Annotated in this window: 20 protein-coding genes; 6 read left to right on the top strand and 14 right to left on the bottom strand. The window is 71.6% G+C overall.

Annotated features, from left to right (window positions below; genetic code table 11):
• The first annotated feature begins 222 nt into the window (after positions 1 to 222).
• On the top strand, positions 223 to 792 hold the full coding sequence (locus ACIP5M_RS35300) for a hydrolase (RefSeq protein ID WP_401205012.1): 570 nt from the start codon (positions 223 to 225) through the stop codon (positions 790 to 792).
• On the opposite strand, the gene ACIP5M_RS35295 is transcribed toward ACIP5M_RS35300, so the two are convergent.
• The 3 genes from ACIP5M_RS35295 to ACIP5M_RS35285 form a co-directional block, all read right to left on the bottom strand.
• Positions 770 to 1,213, bottom strand: a complete 444-nt coding sequence (locus tag ACIP5M_RS35295; RefSeq protein ID WP_401205010.1) for an ATP-binding protein — start codon at positions 1,211 to 1,213, stop codon at positions 770 to 772. The two genes, ACIP5M_RS35300 and ACIP5M_RS35295, sit on opposite strands and share 23 nt — an antisense overlap.
• 28 nt (positions 1,214 to 1,241) lie before the next feature.
• On the bottom strand, positions 1,242 to 1,553 hold the full coding sequence (locus ACIP5M_RS35290) for an STAS domain-containing protein (RefSeq protein WP_401205008.1): 312 nt from the start codon (positions 1,551 to 1,553) through the stop codon (positions 1,242 to 1,244).
• Positions 1,554 to 1,961: 408 nt separating this feature from the next.
• The gene (locus ACIP5M_RS35285) at positions 1,962 to 3,470 is read right to left on the bottom strand and encodes a DUF4246 domain-containing protein (protein ID WP_401205005.1); all 1,509 of its coding nucleotides are present in this window, start codon (positions 3,468 to 3,470) and stop codon (positions 1,962 to 1,964) included.
• A 182-nt stretch (positions 3,471 to 3,652) separates the two neighbouring features.
• Here ACIP5M_RS35285 and ACIP5M_RS35280 point away from each other — a divergent pair, with 182 nt between their 5' ends.
• Together ACIP5M_RS35280 and ACIP5M_RS35275 are read left to right on the top strand one after the other, a co-directional pair.
• Complete coding sequence (locus ACIP5M_RS35280; RefSeq protein WP_401205002.1) at positions 3,653 to 4,630, top strand: GlxA family transcriptional regulator; 978 nt, start codon at positions 3,653 to 3,655, stop codon at positions 4,628 to 4,630.
• 73 nt (positions 4,631 to 4,703) lie between these two features.
• On the top strand, positions 4,704 to 5,465 hold the full coding sequence (locus ACIP5M_RS35275; RefSeq protein WP_401204999.1) for an MBL fold metallo-hydrolase: 762 nt from the start codon (positions 4,704 to 4,706) through the stop codon (positions 5,463 to 5,465).
• Between the two features lie 66 nt (positions 5,466 to 5,531).
• Here ACIP5M_RS35275 and ACIP5M_RS35270 read toward each other — a convergent pair whose 3' ends face one another.
• The 11 genes from ACIP5M_RS35270 to ACIP5M_RS35220 form a co-directional block, all read right to left on the bottom strand.
• On the bottom strand, positions 5,532 to 5,861 hold the full coding sequence (locus ACIP5M_RS35270; RefSeq protein WP_401204997.1) for a TfoX/Sxy family protein: 330 nt from the start codon (positions 5,859 to 5,861) through the stop codon (positions 5,532 to 5,534).
• 230 nt (positions 5,862 to 6,091) lie between these two features.
• Positions 6,092 to 7,210 (bottom strand): LLM class flavin-dependent oxidoreductase, encoded by a 1,119-nt coding sequence (locus ACIP5M_RS35265; RefSeq protein WP_401204995.1) that lies wholly within the window; start codon positions 7,208 to 7,210, stop codon positions 6,092 to 6,094.
• A gap of 12 nt (positions 7,211 to 7,222) precedes the next feature.
• On the bottom strand, positions 7,223 to 8,269 hold the full coding sequence (locus tag ACIP5M_RS35260; protein WP_401204993.1) for an LLM class flavin-dependent oxidoreductase: 1,047 nt from the start codon (positions 8,267 to 8,269) through the stop codon (positions 7,223 to 7,225).
• Entirely contained in the window at positions 8,266 to 9,651 is a 1,386-nt protein-coding gene (locus ACIP5M_RS35255; protein WP_401204992.1) for an NtaA/DmoA family FMN-dependent monooxygenase, read from the bottom strand. Before ACIP5M_RS35255 ends, ACIP5M_RS35260 begins: the two co-directional genes overlap by 4 nt.
• A 27-nt stretch (positions 9,652 to 9,678) precedes the next feature.
• On the bottom strand, positions 9,679 to 10,824 hold the full coding sequence (locus tag ACIP5M_RS35250) for an LLM class flavin-dependent oxidoreductase (RefSeq protein WP_401204990.1): 1,146 nt from the start codon (positions 10,822 to 10,824) through the stop codon (positions 9,679 to 9,681).
• A gap of 129 nt (positions 10,825 to 10,953) precedes the next feature.
• A complete protein-coding gene (locus ACIP5M_RS35245; RefSeq protein WP_401204988.1) occupies positions 10,954 to 11,664 on the bottom strand; it encodes a GNAT family N-acetyltransferase in 711 nt (236 codons plus the stop codon).
• Between the two features lie 7 nt (positions 11,665 to 11,671).
• Complete coding sequence (locus ACIP5M_RS35240; protein ID WP_401204986.1) at positions 11,672 to 12,688, bottom strand: ABC transporter substrate-binding protein; 1,017 nt, start codon at positions 12,686 to 12,688, stop codon at positions 11,672 to 11,674.
• 54 nt (positions 12,689 to 12,742) lie between these two features.
• Positions 12,743 to 13,528 (bottom strand): amino acid ABC transporter ATP-binding protein, encoded by a 786-nt coding sequence (locus ACIP5M_RS35235; protein WP_401204983.1) that lies wholly within the window; start codon positions 13,526 to 13,528, stop codon positions 12,743 to 12,745.
• Positions 13,525 to 14,520, bottom strand: coding sequence for an amino acid ABC transporter permease (locus ACIP5M_RS35230; protein ID WP_401204980.1), 996 nt, complete (start codon positions 14,518 to 14,520; stop codon positions 13,525 to 13,527). The genes ACIP5M_RS35235 and ACIP5M_RS35230 overlap by 4 nt, the downstream gene beginning before the upstream one ends.
• A gap of 108 nt (positions 14,521 to 14,628) precedes the next feature.
• Complete coding sequence (locus tag ACIP5M_RS35225; RefSeq protein WP_401204977.1) at positions 14,629 to 16,965, bottom strand: arylsulfatase; 2,337 nt, start codon at positions 16,963 to 16,965, stop codon at positions 14,629 to 14,631.
• The gene (locus ACIP5M_RS35220) at positions 16,962 to 17,510 is read right to left on the bottom strand and encodes a rhodanese-like domain-containing protein (protein WP_401204974.1); all 549 of its coding nucleotides are present in this window, start codon (positions 17,508 to 17,510) and stop codon (positions 16,962 to 16,964) included. The genes ACIP5M_RS35225 and ACIP5M_RS35220 overlap by 4 nt, the downstream gene beginning before the upstream one ends.
• A gap of 862 nt (positions 17,511 to 18,372) precedes the next feature.
• On the opposite strand from ACIP5M_RS35220, the gene ACIP5M_RS35215 reads away from it, so the two are divergent.
• The 3 genes from ACIP5M_RS35215 (at position 18,373) to ACIP5M_RS35205 (ending at position 20,414) form a co-directional block, all read left to right on the top strand.
• Positions 18,373 to 19,575: an acyl-CoA dehydrogenase gene (locus ACIP5M_RS35215; RefSeq protein ID WP_401204971.1), complete on the top strand. Its 1,203-nt coding sequence runs from the start codon at positions 18,373 to 18,375 to the stop codon at positions 19,573 to 19,575.
• A 132-nt stretch (positions 19,576 to 19,707) separates the two neighbouring features.
• Complete coding sequence (locus ACIP5M_RS35210; RefSeq protein ID WP_401204969.1) at positions 19,708 to 20,166, top strand: RrF2 family transcriptional regulator; 459 nt, start codon at positions 19,708 to 19,710, stop codon at positions 20,164 to 20,166.
• Between the two features lie 80 nt (positions 20,167 to 20,246).
• Complete coding sequence (locus ACIP5M_RS35205; RefSeq protein WP_401204967.1) at positions 20,247 to 20,414, top strand: putative leader peptide; 168 nt, start codon at positions 20,247 to 20,249, stop codon at positions 20,412 to 20,414.
• Positions 20,415 to 20,501 lie beyond the last annotated feature (87 nt).

Genomic DNA, 20,501 nt, shown 5'->3' with positions numbered 1-20,501 from the left:
GCCGACGCTCCGCGTCGACTCCCTCGTCCGCCTTGCGATGCACGGCACCAGCCACCGCTCCCTCATCCGGCCTGATCCGTAAGACACCCCCTAGCGTCTGCGTATGGCCGCAGAGCAGGATATTCCCGACAGCCCGCCCGCCCCGGCGCACGGCCGCGGCCCTCAAGCCGGGCGCCGCAGGACCGGCCACGGGCGGCCGGCCGGCCCACCGAAGGAGCATCCATGACCCGCCTCATCCTCGGCGAGGACACCGCCCTGGTTCTCATCGACCTCCAGATGGGCATCCTGGCCCTGCCCACGGTGAAGCCCTCCGCCGAGATCCTCAAGAAGGGCCTCGCCCTCGCGGAGGCGTTCCACGCGCACCGGCTGCCCGTGGTCCTGGTGAAGGTCGCCTGGTCCCCCGACGGGGGCGATCTGCCCACCGCCAACGTGGACCGGCCGGGCCCGGCGTCCGCGCCGCCGGCCGCCTTCTCCGAGATCCCGGCGGAGCTGGCCGCGCTCGGCGACGTGGTCGTCACCAAGCGCCACTGGGGCGCCTTCACCGGCACCGAGCTCGACCTCCAGCTGCGCCGCCGCGGCATCCACCGCATCGTGCTGGCCGGGATCTCCACCAGCGTGGGCGTCGAATCCACCGCCCGCACCGCCTGGGAGCACAGCTACGACCTGGTCTTCGCGGAGGACGCCACCGCCGACACGGACGCCGACTCCCACGCGCACAGCTTCGGCAAGATCTTCCCGCGCATCGGCAGGGTCAGCACCACCGACGAGATCATCGCCGCACTTGGTTCCTGATCGGCGCGGGAACGGCCACCTCCAGCCAGACGCACTTCCCGTCCCGCCACGGCCGGTAACCCCACCGGCTGGCCAGCCGTTCCACGATCAGCAGCCCGTGCCCGCCCGGCTGCCCCGCCCGCGCGCGCACGGGCACCGGCGGCGCCGGGTTGCCGTCGGTCACCTCTATCCGCAGCCGCTCCTCGGTGCAGTGAAGCCGCAGGGCGCCGGGCCCGCCCCCGTGCAGGCACGCATTGGCGACCACCTCGGAGACCAGCAGCAGCACGTCCTCCGCGGCCTCCTGCTCGGCCTGCGACGCGGCCGGCAACCAATTCCACGCGGCCAGGGCCCGGCGTACGAAGTCACGACTGCGCGTCACGACGTCGGTGGCCCCGGCCAGTACCAGGGACCGGGTCCGGTCGGGTGACCCCCGCTGTTCCATGACGCTCAGACTCCTCCGTGTCGACGCGCTAGCGGGACGGACCGCCGCCCTCCCCGAGCGCGTCCGCCACATCGGCATGGACGGGAAACAGCCCGTCCGCACCGGTGATCCGGAACATCCGGGCGACCGGCCCCCGCAACCCGGCCAGTTCCAGCGTCCCGCCCGCCTCCCGGGCGGCGAGCCGGCTGTGCAGCAGTACGTTCAGCCCGGTGGAATCACAGAACCCCAGCCCTGCCAGGTCCACCAACACCCGCCCACCCGGGGCGACCGCCGCATCGAGGGCGTCCCGCAGGGGCCGCACCGTGTCATGGTCCAGCTCCCCGCTCACTTCGAGGACCACGGCACCGTCCGCCGCTCGCACCGCGACGGAAAAACGCTCACTGTCACTGTCCGCTCGCGCGACCATCCGGCACCACCCTTCCGTCCACTCCCTGCCCCTGCCCCGGAAGCCCGCACATACGCCTCACCCCCGCAGGCGTCCACCGCAGAGTCTGCCGGGAGGCGGGTCCCTTGGCGAAGGTGGCGGCGTCAGCGTCGGCCCTGTCGCCGTGGCCGGGCGACCGCCCCTTGCGCCGCACGCTGCGGGAGGCTGCGGGAGGGGTGGGCGGGCCCGCTGGATCCTGGAGATCCACCTCGTCGACGGATGCATCGGCCATGCCGGCGTCCCCAGGGACTGCTCGACCTCGCCTGACGTACGGGGCCCCGCCTCCGCCTCCGTCCCTCCCCGCCGTGTCCACCCCGCAGCGTTTCAGTGCTCGCAGAGGGAGAATTCTCGTTCGTAGAGCTGCTCATTGTGCTCGTCGACGAAGAACTTGCGTTCCTGCATGAGGTGTTCGCGGTACTCCTTGGCCTGTTCGAGCGTCATGGTCGACGTGTCGGCCCATGGCTGCTGCGGTGGCACATCGGACGTCGAGACGATCTTTTCGGACGGGTCGACCAGGAAGAACGCGAGAATTTTGCGATGTCCCGGGCGGGTGGGGTCCGCGAGGCGGAACGAGCCGACGCGGTGCTGCAGGATGTTCGGAAACGCCAGGCAGCGACCCGCCGGGGTCGCCACCGATCCCAGCATCTGGTTCAGCGCGTCTTCGTCCTCCAGGCCGTAGACCTCGCGCACCCCGTTGTCGTCGCTCTGTTCGTAGTACGGATCGTCGACTGCCGCCCGGAAACTCAGCCGGCTCTCGGTGATGTTCTCGCTGTCCCAGTAGTAGATGCCGGTCGAGACGATGCGCTCGTTCAACATCCCCTCGACGTGCCAGGAACCGCCGGGGTACTCGGGCTTGTCCGGAGTCAGATGAATGGTGGCGAGCTTCACGATGACCTGAAGGCGGCGGCCGCGCAGGTCGACCCGGGCGGATGCGTCGGGCAACTCGGGCGGGGTGAAGGCCGGGGCGTCCGGGATGACCGGGCGGCGGCTTACCCACCAGTCGTCCTGGGCCCGTTCCCATGCACGGAGGGCTTCCGAGTAGGCCGCGTCATCACTGTGGGAAGACTTGTCCGGACGCACCGGTTCCGAGTCGTACCACCCGTAAGGATCGGGCTCGATGCGCAGGGGCCGCGGATGGCGCAGATCGGTGAGCACGTTCTCCAGCAGCGGGCGCAGGCGCGCGAACACGTCGGGCAGGACCGAGGCCAGTTCGCGATGGACCTCGGGGTGGACGTTGTTGACGTACGAACGGAAGGTGACCTCCCCGTCGTCACTGACGTCTACGTCCGTGGGCAGCCACTGGAACTTCTCCGAGAACTCGTACTTCGAGTAGTGGTCGGTCGGGTTCCGCCAAGCCCGGTCGGGCGCGCCGCTCACCCCTCGCACCAGGCAGAACAGTGAGGGATGAACCAGGTCCAGCACCTGGCCGTCGGATCCGGGATGCCAGTCCTTCTCTGCTTCGGGGACCTCTTCCAGAACCCGAACCGCCTCGCACAGCCGGGCCCTGAGCTTGTCGTCGACCAGTGCGTCCGACTGCCACACCCCGTCGACGGCGGACACCTCGATGCCGGTTCGTCCGTCCCGCAGCGCGGCGTAATGAACGAGTTCGGCTAGTACGTAGCGAACCTGCGCTTCAGTGAGGCCCTGGGCGACTGCCTCCTGCATCCACCTGCCGGCGACGTCGGCGTCGTTCATCTTGTCGAACCACGCCGGCTTCGCCCGAATGTGGGAGCTGCACTCCATCATCTGGAGTTCCCGCAGCGTTCGCGGGGTCGCGAACGCTATCGAACGCGAAGCGTGAAAGGGCAGCGGGAAAGCGGACAGGCCGGTCAAGTCTCTTGGTCCTTCGAGTCGGTGTGCGGTGGCGGGAAGGATAGCCGAGCAGACTGACAGCGCAGGACGGCCTGCTCACCCCACTCGACCGGCACGGTGGCCTGGGCCTGACCGTGCCGCGTGTCCGGATCTGACAGAACCTGGTCATTGCGGCCCTGGAGGTGCATGGACATGATCGGATCATGCTCCCACCACACAGGGTCGTCATCGCCGCCTTCCCCGGCGTCGAACTGCTCAACGTCACAGGTCCGGCCGAGGTGTTCTCGGTCGCCACCCGGGTCGCCGGAACCGGCCGAGCCGGGTACACCGTCCGCATCGCGACCGCCGACGGCGGACCGGTGGCCACCGCCGGCGGGATCCGGCTGATGGCCGACCTGACGCTGGACGAGGTGCCCGGGGACGTGGACACCCTGCTCGTCTCCGGTGCCGTCCGGGTGGACGACCACGGGGTGGAACCGGTGCTCGACCCCGGGACCATCGACTGGCTCCGGGAAGCCGCACCCGGTACCCACCGGGTGGCCTCCGTCTGCTCGGGCGCGCACCTGCTCGCAGCGGCCGGCCTGCTGGACGGGATGCGCGTTACGACCCACTGGCGGACGGCCGCCCGGCTGGCCGCCGACCACCCGGAGGTCACCGTCGATCCGGACCCGATCTTCATCCGGGAAGGCCGTCTGTGGAGCTGCGCCGGCATCGCCTCCGGGATGGACATGGCGCTGGCCATGGTCACCGAGGACCACGGGCCCGAACTCGCCCTGGCCACCGCCCGCACGATGGTCATGTACGTCAAAAGGGCGGGCGGCCAGAGCCAGTTCAGTGTTCCGCTCTCGGCGCCGGCCGACCCCGGCGACCGGATCGACGAGCTGTGCACGTGGATCGGGGAACACCTCACCGAGGATCTGTCCGCCGAGGTCCTGGCCGCGCGGCTGCACCTGAGCGTGCGCCACTTCTCGCGGCTGTTCCGGCGGCGCACCGGCACCACCCCCGCCGCCTACGTCGAGTCCGTACGGCTGGAGGCGGCGCGGCGGCTGCTCCAGGACAGCAGCCACGGCCTGCCCGACATCGCCGCCCTCAGCGGCCTCGGCTCGGTGGAGAGCCTGCACCGCTCCTTCCGCCGCCGCCTCGGGACCACCCCCGCCGAATACCGGCGTCGCTTCCACTGAGCCCGACACTCCACCACCCGACCGCCCGCGAACCCCCGCGCGGCGGAAGACAGCCATGCCCGAGGAGAGAAAAATGCCCCGAACCAAGGTCGTCCCGATCCCCGTCATGGGCCGCCACAACATCAACGCGTACCTGCTGCTGGGCCGTCGGCCCGTCATCGTCGACGCGGGAACACCCGGCAGCGGCCTCAAGATCCACGAACAGGTCGCCTCCCACGGTGTCGACCCCGCCGACGTGGCGCTGATCGTCGTCACGCACGGCCACATCGACCACTTCGGCTCCGCCGCCGAACTGCACCGCCTCACCGGGGCGCCGGTGGCGGGACACGTCGCGGACCTCGGTCCGTTCCGTACCGGCCGGGTCCGGGAGCCGTACCTGCCCACCGGTCCGATGGGCCGCCTCATGGCCAAGAACAAGGACCTGCACATGCAGGTCGAACCGTTCGAACCCGACGTGCTCCTGACCGGCGAGACCGACCTGGAGGACTTCGGGATCGCGGCACGCATCATGCCCACCCCGGGGCACACCGCCGGATCCGTCTCCGTCCTCACCGACCAGGGAGACCTCGTCGCCGGCGACCTGATCGCCAACTCCTTCTTCGGCCTGGTACGCGGCCGGCCGGCCAACCCTCCCTTCCACGACGACCCACTGCTCAACCTCGCCAGCCTGCGCAGGATGCTCGCCCTGAACCCCACCCGACTCCACGTCGGCCACGGCACCCCCCTCGACCCCGACCGGGTCCGGCGCTGGGCCGACCGGGAGCACCTGCGGCTGTCCCGGCTCGAAGCAGCGGGGCGGCTCCCCGTCCGTACGGAGAACAGCGTGCCTCGGTAGAGGGATCACACGGGTCGCCGTTGAACGACCGGGCACCACCCGGAGGGCGGCGTCCAGTGCCACGGCTCACTTCGGCGGCAGGCCTGCGGCGAATGCCCGGCCTTGGTCGATCCACTCGGCCAGAGAGCCGCCGTCCACGAGGGCGGAGGGGTCCACGACGACCCAGCCGCGCATCGGCCGGCCCGTGAAGTCGAAGATCCTCGCACCGGGGCGGGCAAGGGCATCTGCTGCGGCCTCCGGCCCGACCCGGACCATCAGGTCGTCGCCGGTCACGCCCACGGCCATGTTCCCGTTGCACAGGAACACCAGACAGCCGAACATCCGCTTCTCCGTGATGGCCCGATCCTCCGCCAGGTGCTCGCGGATCCGTCCGGCCAGGCCTTCGTCGTACGCCATCGCGTGCCGCCCTTCACATCCCCGACCAAGCCGCGCCAAGGACCCCGTGCCGGTGTCCCCTCCATGGACCCACCCCGGCCCGGCACCGGCAACCGGACGCGAACCGTCGCGCGCTCCCGGCCACTGCGACCCCGGCTACTGCGGCCACAGCCCGCGCCGCGTGGGGCTGACGCCGGCGCTTCCGGTGTGAGCATGCGAGCGCCAAGACGTTCTCGACTTGCGGAAGAACGTCAGCGGCGGTGCCATTCCTCGGCCAGGAGGCGGTAGGAGCGGACCCTGTCGGCGTGGTCGTGCGTGATCGTGGTGATCAGCAGCTCGTCGGCGCGGGTGGCCTCCTGGAGCCGTTCGAGGTGATCGGCGACGGTACGCGGCGAGCCGACGAACTGTGTCTCCACCCGGTCGGCCACCACCTTCCGGTCTGCGTCCGTCCAGGGGCCCGTCAGCGCCCGCGCCTCTGCCGGGGAGGGGAAGGGGATGGCGCCTTCGGCCGTGCGGATGCTGCGTACCCAGGGCGCGTATCCGGCGGCCAGTTCGCGGGCCGTGGCGTCGTCCTCGGCCACGACCACGTCGGCGGACACGGTGACGTACGGGCGGTCCAGTTCGGCGGAGGGTTTGAACGCGGCCCGGTAGCCCTCGGCCGCCTCCAGCACGCTCCCCGGGCTGACGTGGTAGTTCGCGGCGAACCGCAGGCCGTTGCGGCCGGCTGTCTCGGCGCTCTGGCCGCCGCTGCTGCCCAGGATCCACACCTGTACGTCGGCCCCCTCGCCGGGGACGGCGTGCGCCTCGATGCCCTCGTCGGACCGGTACTCGCCGCGCAGCAGCGCGAGGACGTCGTCGACCTGCTCGCCGTAGTCCTGCGGCTGGGCACCGGGCAGGTTCAGCAGCTTCTGCTGGAGCGCGAACCGGGGATGGGCCGCCAGGTGCGCGAAGGAGAAGCGCTCCGGGATGCGCAGACCGTTCGGGGTGTGTCCGACGAAGGGCTCCGCCTCCCCGGCCCGCTGCGGAGGCCGGCCCGCCGAGCGGCCCAGGCCCAGGTCGAGGCGGCCCGGGTGCAGGGCGTCGATCAGGCCGAACTCCTCGACCGTGGACAGCGCCGTGCGGTGGCCGAGCTGTACGGCCCCGGAGCCGATCCGGATCGTGGAGGTGGCGGAGGCGGTCAGGGCCAGCACCACCGCCGGGGAGGTCCCGGCGACACCGGGATTGAGGTGGTGCTCGGCGAACCAGTAGCGGGCGTAGCCGAGTCGTTCCGTCTGCCGGGCCAGATCGATGCTGTTGTGCAGGGCGTCGGCGGCGGTGGAGCCGGAGGGGATCGGGATGAGGTCGAGGACCCCGAGCGGGATGCCGGACATGGCCAGGTCTCCTTACAGATCGGCGAAGGGGGGATCGGGGATCTCGCGGCGCAGCACCGGCGCGATCTCGGACTGGAACAGCTCCAGCGAGGCGCGGTGGGCGGCCGGCGGGAGACCGCCCGGCTCGGCCTGCAGGTGCAGGACGGTGTGGCCGAACTGCTCGTGGTAGCGGTGCACCTTCTCGATGATCTGCTGGGGGCTGCCGATCAGCGCGGAGCTGCGCTCCACGAAGTCGTCCAGGTGCGGGAACACCGGTTCCGCGCCGGCCTGTTGGTGGAAGGCGAGGTACTGCTCGAAGGCCGGCCGGTACGCCGCCACCGCCTGCTGCGAGGTGCGGGCCGCGTGGAAGCCGGCCGTACCCGCGCCCACCACGGCGAGCGCCGGGTCGTGCCCGTAGTGCTCCCAGCGCTCCCGGTAGTGGCGGATCAGCTCGGCGTACGGGCCGATCGGATGGGTGACGTTCGCGGAGAACAGCGGATCTCCGTAGCGGGCGGCGAGGTCCACGGACTCCCGGCTGGTCGCGCTGCCGTGCCACACCCGCGGGGGCGGCCCGCCGGGGCGGGGCAGCACCTCGGCGTCCTTCAGCGCCGTCCGGAACCGGGGCTCCGCCGTCACCCGGTCCTCGCGCCAGAGCCGCCGCAGCAGCTCGTAACCCTCGCTGTTGCGCTCCCACTGGTCCTCGGGCGTGACGTGGAACAGCTCCCGCTGGGCCGTGCCGTTGCCCTTGCCGATCACCAGCTCCAGCCGACCGCCGGACAAGTGGTCCAGCGTCGCGTAGTCCTCGTACGCCCGGACGGGGTCGAGCAGGCTCAGCGTGGTGACGGCGGTGAAGAGCCGGATCCGGCGGGTCAGCGCGGCGATGTGGGAGAGCACCACCGGCGGCGAGGACGACAGGAACGGCCGCTCGTGCCGTTCGCCGACCCCGAAACCGTCGAAGCCGAGCTCCTCCGCCGCCAGCGCGCTGTCGACGACCTCGCGGAACCGCTCGCGGACGGGGGTCAGCCGGCCCGTGACCGGGTCCGGGGCGTGCACGATCAGCGTGATGGCCAGGAACTTCACGAGGCCGTGGCCTGCCGCTCGACGGCCGGCCGGACCGCCGGCACGTCGAGCCCGAGGTGGTCGCGCAGAGTGGTGCCGGTGTACTCGCTGCGGAAGACGCCGCGTTCCTGAAGGAGGGGGACGACGGTGTCGGCGAAGCCCTCCAGTCCGTCCGGGGTGATGTGGGGAACCAGGATGAAGCCGTCGGCGGCGTCCGCCTGCACCAGGCTGTTGATGGACTCGGCGACGGTCGCGGGTGAGCCGACGAAGGTCTGCTTGGCGGTGGTGGCGATCACCAGCTCGCGGATGGAGAGGTTCTTGGCCTCGGCGAGCTCGCGCCACTGACGCGCGGTGGCCAGCGGGTCGCGGAACTGCCGTACGCTCGCCCGGCCGAGGGCGATGGTGTTCTCGCCGGGGTCGGGGTCGACGTCCGGGAGCGGTCCGTCCGGGTCGTAGCCGGACAGGTCGCGGTTCCAGACGTGTTCCAGGTACTTGATCGCGGTGGCCCCGCTGACCTGGGAGCGTCGTACCTCGTGGGCGAGTTCGCGGGCCTGGGCGTCGGTGTCGGCCAGGGCGAAGGTGGCGGCCGGCAGGATCAGCAGCTCCTCCGGTCGGCGGCCGTACCGGGGCAGGCGTCCCTTGACGTCGGCGTAGAACTCCCGGCCTTCCTCCAGGGTTGCGTACCGGCCGAAGATGGCGTCGGCGGATGCGGCGGCGAACTCGCGGCCTTCGTCGGAGTCGCCGGCCTGGAAGACCACCGGACGGCTCTGGGGGCTGCGCGGCACGTTGAAGCGGCCCTCGATGTCGAAGTGGCGGCCCTGGTGGGCGAAGGCCCCGGCGCGTGCGTCGCGCAGGAAGGTGCCGGAGACGGGGTCGGCCGTGACCTCGGTGCCGTCCCAGGAGTCGAACAGCTCGATCGCGGTGGCCAGGAACTCCTTGGCCCGGGTGTAGCGGTCCTCGCGGGGCAGGAATCCGCCGCGGCGGAAGTTCTCCCCGGTGAAGGCGTCCCAGGAGGTGACCACGTTCCAGGCGGCCCGGCCCTCGGAGAGGTGGTCCAGGGAGGCGAACTGGCGGGCCACTTCATAGGGCTCGTTGAAGGTGGAGTTGATGGTGCCGGTCAGGCCGAGGTGCTCGGTGACGGCGGCCAGCGCGGCGAGCACGGTGAAGGTGTCCGGCCTGCCGACCACGTCCAAGTCGTATATCTTCCCGCCCTGTTCGCGCAGGCGGAGCCCTTCGGCGAGGAAGAGGAAGTCGAACTTGGCGCGTTCGGCGGTCTGCGCGAAGCGGACGAAGGAGTCGAATTCGATGTGGCTGCCGGCCGCGGGGTCGCTCCACACCGTGGTGTTGTTGACCCCGGGGAAGTGGGCCGCGAGATGGATCTGCTTGAGCGGCTTGGTGCTCATGGTGTCCTTCCGGTTCCGGATCCGAGGTCAGGCCGTGAGGGCTGCGGCGGCGTAGCGGTTGGCGGGGCGTTCCAGACCCAGCAGCCCGCGCAGCGAGGACGCCTCGTACGTACTGCGGAACACGCCGCGCCGCTGGAGCTCGGGCACCAGCCGGCGGGTGATGGCGGGCAGGTCGTGGGCGATGACCCCGGGACGCAGCCGGAAACCGGTCAGGCCCGTCTCCCGCCACTCCTGGAGCAGGTCCGCGAGCTCGGCGGGGGTCCCGCTGAACGTGGCGGCGTCGGTGGGGGCCGGGGCACCTGCGACCCGGTCGAGCCGGTCGCGGCGGGCGGCGGCCGCCGGGCCGTCCTCGTCCAGGAACACGGTGAGGTCGGCGAAGACGTGCCGGGGGCCGGGTGGCGGGGGCAGCACGGCGGCCGCGGCCCGTGCCTCGTCCAGGTCGCGCGGGGTGACGTACACGAGGTCGATCAGGGCGGCGCGGGGGGCCACCGTGCCGGCCGAGGCCGTGACGAGGGGCTGTCCCTGCGGCGGACGCGGGGTGATCGACGGCCCCCGGACGCTGAAGTGCGGCCCCTCGAAGTTGATGTAGTGCAGCTTGTCGCGGTCGACGAACCGGCCGGTGGCCACGTCCCGGATCTCCGCGTCGTCCTCCCAGCTGTCCCACAGCCGGCGCACCACCTCCACGTGGTCGGCGGCCTCCTCGGCCAGCTCGCCCACCGGCGCGGGGAACTCCCGGCGCCCAAAGTGCCGTGCCTCGTATGGCAGTCCGGAGGTCTGTACGTGCAGGCCCGCCCGGCCCCGGCTGACGTAGTCGAGCGTGGCGATCGCCTTCGAGATGTGGAAGGGCTCGGTGTGCGTGGCCGTCACGCTCGGGACCAGACCGATGTGCCGGGTCAGCGGCGCGATCCTGGCGGCGGTCAGCACCGCGTCCAGCCGCCCGCGCACCTGGTCCGTGCGTGCGTCGGGTTCCGCCGCCGCGGACGACTGGAGGGCCAGACCGTCCTCGAAGGTGACGAAGTCCAGCAGCCCGGCCTCCGCCTCGGCGACGACGTCGGCCCAGTACCGGGCCGTGAACAGTTCAGCGGGCCGGGCGCCCGGCTCACGCCAGGCAGCCGGGTGCCGGCCGGCGCCGTCGAGCGCGACGGCGAGGTGCAGTTCGGACACGTCGAACAACGCCTTTCTGATCGACCGTGGTGAAGGAAGGAAAAGAAGGGGTAGCCGGGAAAACGGGTCCGGGAAATCCTCCGGACCGCCCCGAAAAAACGCTACGTCGTACGGAACGGCGGCACAATAACCGCAGTATTAAGGGAATTTGGCAGCCTTGTTGCCCGGCGTCCGGACCGCGAGGAAAAGCGGCCGTCTGCGCAGCGTGAAGCCGATCGACTCGTACAGCCGGATGGCCGCGGTGTTGGACGCCCCGGTGTGCAGGAACGGCACCTCTCCGCGTTCCCGTATGCCCGCGGCCACCGCGCGCACCAGCCGGGTCGCCAGCCCCCGGCCCCGGTGGCCGGGGTGGGTGCACACCGCGCTGATCTCCGTCCAGCCGGGCGGCCGAAGCCGCTCCCCTGCCATCGCGATCAGCCGGCCCTCGTGGCGGATCCCGAGGTACCCGCCCAGTTCCACGGTCCGGGGCAGGAACGGGCCCGGCCGGGTGAGGGCGACGAGGTCCAGCATCTCCGGTACGTCGGCCGGACCGAGCCGCACCGCCTCGGGCGCCGGTTCGGCGCGCAGTCCGGTGTCGACGAGTTGGACGCCCGGGACCGAGCCCACGGTCTCCCAGCCGTCGGGCGGGTCCAGCAGGCCGGTGAGACCGACAACCTGCCCGGGCCCGGTCAGGGCCTGCAGATCGTGCCAGGAGCGGGGGTCGCCGGGGTCGGCGAGGGCGGCGAAGGGGGAGACGTCGTCGCGGTAGCGGGCGGCGCGACCGCCGCCGTCCGGAGCCGGCACGGCGAACGGGGCGTGCGGACCGCAGAGCGAGGCCCAGGCGGGATTGTCCAGGACGTGGGGTGGCATCGGTGACTCAGGAGTTGGTCAGGGGCAGGCCGGGCGGATTGACCTCGGAGGTCTTCACGGCCTCCTCGGACAGGTTCCAGGCCGCCAGCAGCTTCGCGTACTGCCCGTTCTGGATCAGGTGGTTGATCGTGGCCGCGACGGGCTCGGCCAGCCCGCTGTCCTTCTTGGCGGTCGCCGCGATCAGCCCCTGGAGGGTCTCCCCCGCGCCGGAGAACTGACCCGCGTTCCGGGTCGGCGCGGCGCTGTTGGCCGTCTGGGTGAGGTGGTAGGCGCTGGACGGGTTCGGCACGAAGGTGATGTCGATCTTCTTGCCGCTGAGCGCCAGGTAGGTGCTGTTGCTGTCCGGGAAGTACTTGACGTCGATGTCCTTGCCCTCGGAGCGCAGTCTCGCCTGCCACTCCAGGAGGATCTTCTCCTGGTTGGTGCCCCGGGCGACCGCGACGGTCTTGCCCGCGAGGTTGCGGTAGTCACCCCCGAAGTTCCAGGGGTTGTCCTTCAGCACCTCGAAGGCCAGGTTGTCCTGCCGGTACGAGGCGAACTCGTACTTCTTCTTCCGCTCCTCGGTGACGGTGACGTTGGTGAAGGCCACGTCGACCTTGCCGCTGTCGATGCCGACGAACAGGTTCTCCCAGGTGGAGTTCTTCACCACCGGCTTCAGCCCGAGCGTTGCGGCCACCAGCCGTCCGAGGTCCGGCTCCGCACCGGTCAGGGTCTTCTGATCGGTGCCGACGTAGGCCAGCGGCGGGAACCCGGCGGGCAGCGCGCCCACCCCGATGACCAGTTCCCCCCGTTCACGGACGGCCTGGGGCAGTTTCGCCCGGAGGGACTCCTCCACCGGGACGGTCAGGTCGGTCTGCTGCGCGGCGCCGTTGGACAGGGCGCCGACGGTGACCGTGGCGGTGCCGGCTGGGGCGCCGGATCCGGCGGCCGCGCTCTTGCCGCCGCAGGCGGTGAGCCCGGCGACGAGGGTCGCGGCGGCGGCCGCGGTGGCGAGGGCTCTGCGCAATGGCTTCAGGTGGGGCATGGGGTGACGTTCCTTCGACTCGCGGGGTAGGGGGGTAAGGGGCGGGGTACGTGGTCAGAGCACTTTGCTCAGGTACTCCCGGGTCCGGGGGTGGACCGGGTGGTCCAGGACCTGCTCGGGCGGGCCCTGCTCGACGATCCGGCCGTCGTCCAGGAAGACGATCTCGTCGGCGACTTCGCGGGCGAAGCCGATCTCGTGCGTGACGATCAGGAGGGTGGTCCCGCTGCCGGCCAGGTCCTTGATGACGGCCAGCACTTCGCCGACCAGTTCCGGGTCGAGCGCGGAGGTCGGCTCGTCGAAGAGGATGACGCCGGGCCGCAGTGCGAGCGCGCGGGCGATGGCCACCCGCTGCTGCTGCCCGCCCGAGAGCTGCCGCGGGTAGGCGTCGGCCCGGCTGCCGAGACCGACCCGTTCCAGCAGCTCACGGGCGAGCACACGGGCCTGCGACCTGGGCAGCCGTCCGGTCGCCACCGGCGCCGCGGCCACGTTGTCGAGCACGGTGAGGTGGGGGAAGAGGTTGAAGTTCTGGAAGACGAAGCCGATCCGCGCGCGCTGGGCGAGGATCGCGCGTTCGCTCAGCTCCTTGAGCCGTGTCCCGTGCCTCCGTACGCCGACCGGCTCGCCGCCCACGCTGACCTGACCGGCCTGGGGCTTCTCCAGGTGGTTGACGACCCGCAGCAGGGTCGACTTGCCGGAGCCGGAGCGGCCGATCACCACGGTGACCGTGCCCGGCGGGATGTTCAGGCTCACCCCGTCGAGGACCCGCCGGTCGCCGTACCACTTGTGCACGTCGTGCACCTCGATGGCGGCGGGCGGACCCGTCGTGGCGGTGGTGGTCATCGCGCGGTCTCCTTCCGGAAGCGTGCCCGCAGCTCGCGCAGGCCCGCCCGGGCCCGCTGCAGGGGGGTGGGCGGCATGGTCCGCAGTGCCCCGCGCGCGTAGTACCGCTCGACGTAGAACTGCACGACGGACACGACGCTGGTCAAGGCCACGTACCAGGCGGTGGCGACCAGCAGCAGCGGCACCACGTCCCCGGGGTAGGTGGCGCCCAGGCTCTGCACCGAGCCGAACAGGTCCAGCAGTGACACGTAGAACACCAGCGAGGTGGCCTTGACGAGCCCGATCAGCTGGTTGACGTAGCTGGGCACGATGGAGCGCAGGGCCTGCGGGAACACGATCCGGGCGAACTGGTAGCGCTTGGGCAGTCCGAGCGCGGCGGCGGCCTCGTGCTGGCCCTGGTCCACGGAGAGCAGCCCGGCCCGGACCACTTCCGCGGCGTACGCCGCTTCGACCAGGCTCAGTCCCACGACCGCCACGGCCATGTCGGTGGCCAGCTTCGACTCGTCGAAGGTGACGAGGGCCGGGCCGAACGGCACCCCGAGGCTCAGCGTGGGGTACAGGGCGCTGAGGTTGTAGAGGAAGAGCAGGACGACGATCAGCGGCACGGAGCGCAGCAGCCAGATGTACGTCCAGCTCACCGTCCGCAGTACCGGGCTGGGCGACAGCCTGCCGAGGGCCAGCAGGATGCCGCCCAGCAGCCCCAGGACCGCGCTGTACGCGGCCACCTGGAGTGTGACGAGCAGACCGTCCAGGATCACCGGCCGGGTGACCCAGTACGCGAACCGGTCCCACTGGTAGAAGGGGTTGGTCAGCAGCCCGTGCGCGGCCTGGGAGGCCAGCACCAGCACGACGACGGTGGCGACCCACCGCCCGGGCCGCCGCAGCGGCAGCACCCGCTCTGCCGGAGCGGGCGGACCGGACCGTCCGGAAGAGCCGGACGGCGCGGTCAGGAGAAGCGATTCGGTCAAGGACACTCCCGCAGGCTCGGTCATATTCGGAATTCCGGGAACGGGTATCCGGCCGGCTGTACCGCCGAATTCACGGGCGGGACACACAACGCCTCCGCCGGAAACAATGCACAGCAGTTCATTGCAAGCAGCTCATTCGAATGCGGCGGCCGCTTCGCGCAGCGCGCGGGCCACCAGCTCCGGGGCGTACGGCGCCTGCGCGCCGGGCGTGTACGTCACGGAGCGCAGGCCGCCGGTGTAGCGGAAGCCCCGGTGGCGCTCGTACACCGGCCAGGAGACCGGCGACTTGCGGTCCACTCCCACGCTGATGCCCTGGAGCGGGGCCATCCCGATGAGCTGGTGCACGCTGCCGTCCAGTCGCCCCGCCTGCACTCCGTCGACCAGCAGCCGGAACTCCCAGCGCAGGCCCTCCGACGCGGTGGCCGACAGGGTGACGGTCCGTCGTCCGACGGGCAGCGGACCGGCGTCGGCCTCGTGCAGCCTGCCGTACTCGTTGTAGGCGAAGCGCAGCCGCCCGTCTTCGACGTACAGGCTGTATCCGCCGCCCTGGTCACCGTGCGACACCAGCACGCCCTGGTCCCCGGCGCCGTGCTCGTCGAGCACGACCGAGACGTCGAAGGAGCGGAAGGAGATCAGCCGGGAGGACCGGTACCGCTCCAGCTCCGGGGTGCCCGGCAGGAGCGTGAGGGGGCGGTGGAACCGCTCCTCGGCGGGGTGGCGCCGGGCGAGCGCCCCGCTGCCGTCGGAGAGGGGGAAGACGCCGTTGCGCCAGGCCGCCGCTTCCCAGGCCGAGGCCAGCTCCTTCACCACCTCCGGGTGGTCGGCGGCGACGTCGGTGGTCTCGGTCGGGTCGCTCGTCAGGTCGTACAGCGCCCATTCGCCGTCGTCGTACGGGGCGCCCGGCCGGTGCAGGGTGACCAGCTTCCAGCCGTCCCGGTAGTAGCTGCGGTTCCCGGACATCTCGCAGTACTGCTCGGTGTGCGCGGCCGGGGCCCTGGCGTCGCGCAGGACCGGGGCGAAGCTGACCCCGTCCAGCTCTTGGGCGGGGCGCGAACGCCACTGCTCGGGCCGCCGTACGCCGGCCAGCTCCAGGAGGGTGGGGGTGACGTCGGTGACGTACTGGTACTGGTGGCGGATGCCGGGGTCGTCAGGGCCGCGCCGCAGTCCGGCCGGCCAGGAGATGACGAACGGGACGCGCACCCCGCCCGCGTAGGTCTGGCCCTTGTACAGCCGGAACGGGGTGTTGGAGGCCATTCCCCAGCCGCGCGGGTAGTGCACCAGGCTCCGCGGGCCGCCGATGAGCTCGGTGTCCCGCGCGATGTCCGGGTCCCAGTCGTCGGGGACCGGCTGGTGGACGAAGCGGCTGAAGTAGCTGCGGGTGCCCTCGGCCCCGCCCTCGCCGGTGCCGCCGTTGTCGGAGGTGAACAGCACGATGGTGTTGTCGAGTTCACCGAGGGCACGCAGGGTGTCGGTGAGCCGGCCGAGGTTCTGGTCGATGTTGTCGACCATCGCCGCGTACACCTCCATGTAGCGCGCGTAGCGTTGCCGCTGACCGGGCGTGAGCTCCTCCCAGGGGCCGACGTCGAAACCGGCCTCGGCGTTGCGGTCCGGGAGGGTGGTGCCCGCGGGGAACAGGCCGTCGGCGATCTGGCGGGCGAAGCGGGTGCCGCGCAGCGTGTCCCAGCCGCCGTCGTAGCGGCCGCGCTGCCGCTCGATGTCCTCGGGCTTGGCCTGGAGCGGACCGTGGACGGCGTTGTGCGCGAGGTAGAGGAAGAACGGCTTGTCGGGGTCGTGCGCGCGCAGCGACTTCACCATGGCGATGGCCTCGTCGGTGATGTCGTCGGTGTAGTAGTAGCCGTCGGGCAGTTCGTCGATGTCGAGTGGGCTGTTGTCGCGGACCAGTTGGTGGGGGTGGAACAGGCTGGTCAGGCCCTCCAGCACGCCGTAGTACCGGTCGAAGCCCTTCTGCAGCGGCCAGTTGCGCCGGTCGTCGGCGGCGTTGGAGGCGGAGTCGCGGGTCAGGTGCCATTTGCCGACCGCGTAGGTGGCGTATCCCGCGTCGTGCAGCACCTCGGCGAGGGTGGGGACGTCCTGGCCGATCTCCATGCCGTAACCGGGGAAGCCGGGGTCGGAGTTGGCGACCGTCGCGTACCCGACGCGGTGCGGGTTGAGGCCCGTGAGCAGGGCCGCCCGGGCGGGGGAACACAGCGGCATGGTGTGGTAGTTCGCCAGCCGCAGGCCGTTCGCGGCCAGCCCGTCGAGCACGGGGGTGGCGATCTCGGCGCCGAAGGGGCCGATGTCGCTGTAGCCCATGTCGTCGACGAGGACCACGACGATGTTCGGGGCGCCGCCGCCGGGCGTGCGCCGCGGCGGCCAGGCGGGTTGGGACTCGGCGAAGGTGCGGCCCACGTGGCCCGCGAACCCCTCGTAGGGATCGCGGCGGTTCGGGGTACCGGTCGGCTCGGTCACGGGCGGGCCTCACTGCCGCGGCGGTTGAACGGCAGTCGGCCGAGGACCACCGCCATACCGCAGGTGTCGGTGAGCGCGGAGAACACCAAGCCCGCGGCGATCGCCGCGGACAGCAGCTGGAAGGCCGGGTGCACGAACAGCCCGAGGAGCAGGCCGAGCAGCACGACGGCGCCCGCGGTGAAGCGGACCTGGCGTTCCATCCCCCACACGGCCCGGGCCGGGCCGTCCGGGAAATGGAGGCCGTGGCCGGCGGCCGTCCAGGCGCTGGTCCCGCCGGTGAGGCCGGCAGCGGGGACCCCGTGCGCGGCAAGGGCCGCCGCGGCCTTCCCGGAGCGGGCTCCGGAGGCGCACACCAGCAACAGGGCGCCCCGCTCGGCGGCCTGCCGGAGCTCGGGCAGGCTCCGCTCGATCCGGTCGAGGGGGACGTTGACGGAGTCCGGCAGATGCCCGGAGGCGAATTCGCCGGGGGTCCGGACGTCAACGACGGTCAGCTCGGGCAGGCGGGCCTTCGCTTCGGCGACGCTGAGGGCGGGGGAAACGCTCATGGCGGAACTGGTCCTTGGCTGAGTCGGAACGGGCACGGCCCACGGGGTCCATGGGGCCCAGGCCGTGCCGGGGATGTTAGGCACTTCCGGGCCGCCCGGGCGGGAGGCCGCACGACCGCCATGAGGTCGCCATGCAGCGGCAACAACCAGTGGCCGCGCGCGGCCCGTACTCGCCCGGACGTCTCTATGGGGCGTTCATCGTCGACGCCGTGGGACACCAGCAGGGCACGGGGACAGTGGCGGGCGTCCGGCTCCGGCTCGACGACGGGCGCGCCGGCGGCGAGCCAAGGAAACGGCTTGCAGCCAAGGCGCCGACACATCGCGCGAGGCCAACCGTTCGTGCAGCGCACCCCGGTTCCGCCATGGGCCAGGCGCTGCACTTCCTGGCACAGGCCGCCCGAGCTCACCATTCAAGACGGCTCTGTCCACCATACGGGCCGCCCCTTGCTGAGGCAGTCGACCTTGGGCAGTATCCCTACTAATCCGATGGGAAAAGGGGGGATTCCTCTCATGCTGCATGTCCACAGGCGCCCATCGGCGCTCGTCAGGCTCGGTGCGCGACTTCCGATCACGTCGACGGACCACCGTCGTCATCCATGCGGAGCGCATCGCAAGGTGGCAAGCGGGGCCAAGGCGCCGCGTGAGCGGCAGGTGGACGCTGTACCGGTCGAGCACGCGGCCGTTCGGCCCCGTTCGGCCGCAACCGCCCCGCGCCCGGCCCGCCCCCTTTCCTCCCGGCCACTGGCCGTGGCCGTCAACAACGTTCCGGAGCAGCCCAGATGATTCCCGTCACCCCGAGTGGCCCCGCCGTCCGCGCAGCCCAGGCCCCAGGCCACGGCGCCCCGGCCTGCGGGTGACGCCCGTGCCGACAGCATCGAGCACAGACGCCGTCCGGTCCGCCGAAGAGCGCCGCCACGCGCTCCTGCGTGCCACTCGTGACGTGGCGGACGACCTCGCCGCGGACGCCATCGCCCGCGACCAGGCGGGCCTGCCGCCGATCGACGAGAGGGCACGGCTGGGTGAGGCCGGCCTGCTGGCGGCTCTCACCCCGCCCGGTCCTGGCCGCGGAGTGGACTGGCGTACCGGATGCGCCGTCATACGGGCCATCGCCACAGCCGACAGTTCAGTCGGCGCCGTACTCGCCCGGCATTACGTCCACACCTGGAGCGGACGCTTCTACGCGAGCAACCACGAGGCGACCGCCCTCGAAGAGGAGTCGCTGCGCGAGCAGTGGCTGTGGACGGGCACCGTCCGCGCCCCCTCACGCGACGAAGACACCTGCGCACCGGACCTCACCATGAGGCCGCGCGACACCGGCTACGTCCTGAGCGGCTGCCGGACCGTGGAGGCGGCGGCGACCGTCGCCGACCAGATCGTGCTGGACGCCGTCTGCACGGTGACCGGCGACATCCTGGTCGTACGGATCCCTCGTGGCGCGCGCGGCGTAGCCATCGAACCTTCCCATCACCGCCTCGGACAGCGCGTCGCCGGAGCGGGCGAGATCGCCCTGGACCGCGTCACCATCAAGCCCGGACAGCTGCTGGGACGCCGGCCTCATGACGAGGAGTCGGCCGCGCCCTTCACCGCGCTCGCCGAGCCGGCGCTCCGGCTCGCCCTGTGCCACGTCGGCCTCGGCATCGTCGAGGGCGCCCTCACCGAAGCGCGCGACCTCAGCAGGGGCGGCCACGCACGCCGCCTGCCCGGTGAGGACCCGGACCTCCTGCTGACGTACGGGGAACTCGCCTCCGCCGCGCAGACGGCCACCGCCGTCGTCCACCGGGCAACGGCGGTGCTGGCGCGGGCCCTCGATACAGGCCCCCACCTCGACGCCGAAGAACCCGCGAACGTCGCCGCACTGGTCGCCACGGCCGAGACCGTGACGTCGAAGGCAGCCCTGGACATCACCGCACGGGTGCTGGAACTGGCCGACGCCCCCGGCCTGGACCGCTTCTGGCGCAACGCACGCGTACTGACCGCCCACCACCCGGCCACGCGCCGTCTGCGCGCCATCGGCGAGCACTACCTCAACGGCTCCCACCGCGCCGTGGCGGCGGCCTTCCACTGACGCAGGCGCCCCGCGGGACGGCTCGGGACCCCTCACCTGACCTGGACCTTCGGCTGCCGGGCTGGGCCCTCCCCGGCAGCCGGCAGCCACCCACGACAAACGCAGGTCGGAGCCGTACGGGATAATGTGCCCATGCGGATCTCAGCCAGGGCAGACTACGCGGTACGTGCTGCGCTGCAGCTCGCGGCGGCACAGGAGGGCGGGCCGGTGAAGGCCGAAGCCATCGCCGACGCCCAGGACATCCCGCACAAGTTCCTCGAAGGCATCCTGAACGACATGCGCCGGGGCGGTCTCGTACTCAGCCAGCGCGGCGGCAACGGCGGCTATCGACTGGCCAAGCCCGCCCAGTCCATCAGCATCGCGGATGTCATCCGCGTCGTGGACGGACCGCTCGTCTCGGTACGCGGGGTCCGGCCCCCGGACCTGTCCTACACCGGGCCCGCGCAGTCCCTGCTCCCCTTGTGGATCGCGCTCCGGTCCCACGTGCGGGAGATCCTCGAGGGTGTGACGCTCGCCGACGTCGCGTCGTCCCACCTGCCCGCCGAGGTGTCCGCGCTGACCCAGGCTCCCGACGCCTGGACCAATCCCTGATCCGCGCCACCACCGCCTACCTGCGCTTTCTCACCCATCAAGACAGGTCCGTCCGCCATGTGGGCAGCCTCTTGGGGCGGATGACGCTGTCTGCCAAGATGCCTACCAAGCCGGTGGGAAAACTAGGAATCAAGGAGGTGGCCGCCGTGAGCACAGTGCCCCGCGCAGGCCGTCTGCTGATCCTTCTCACCACCCGCCGACACATCGACCTGGTCCGTACGTCCAGTTCCATCTGTCACGCTTCCTGACGCCCTTCCCACGGCCGGCGCTGCGCGAAGCGCACGGCTGTGCGCATGCCACGGCGCTCCCCCTCTGCCGCCGGGCCCAGCCCTTGG

The organism is Streptomyces sp. NPDC088762, from assembly GCF_044750905.1.
GTDB lineage: Bacteria > Actinomycetota > Actinomycetes > Streptomycetales > Streptomycetaceae > Streptomyces.
The sequence above is the reverse complement of the archived record's forward strand: the minus strand, read 5'-3'. Positions and strand labels throughout refer to the sequence as shown.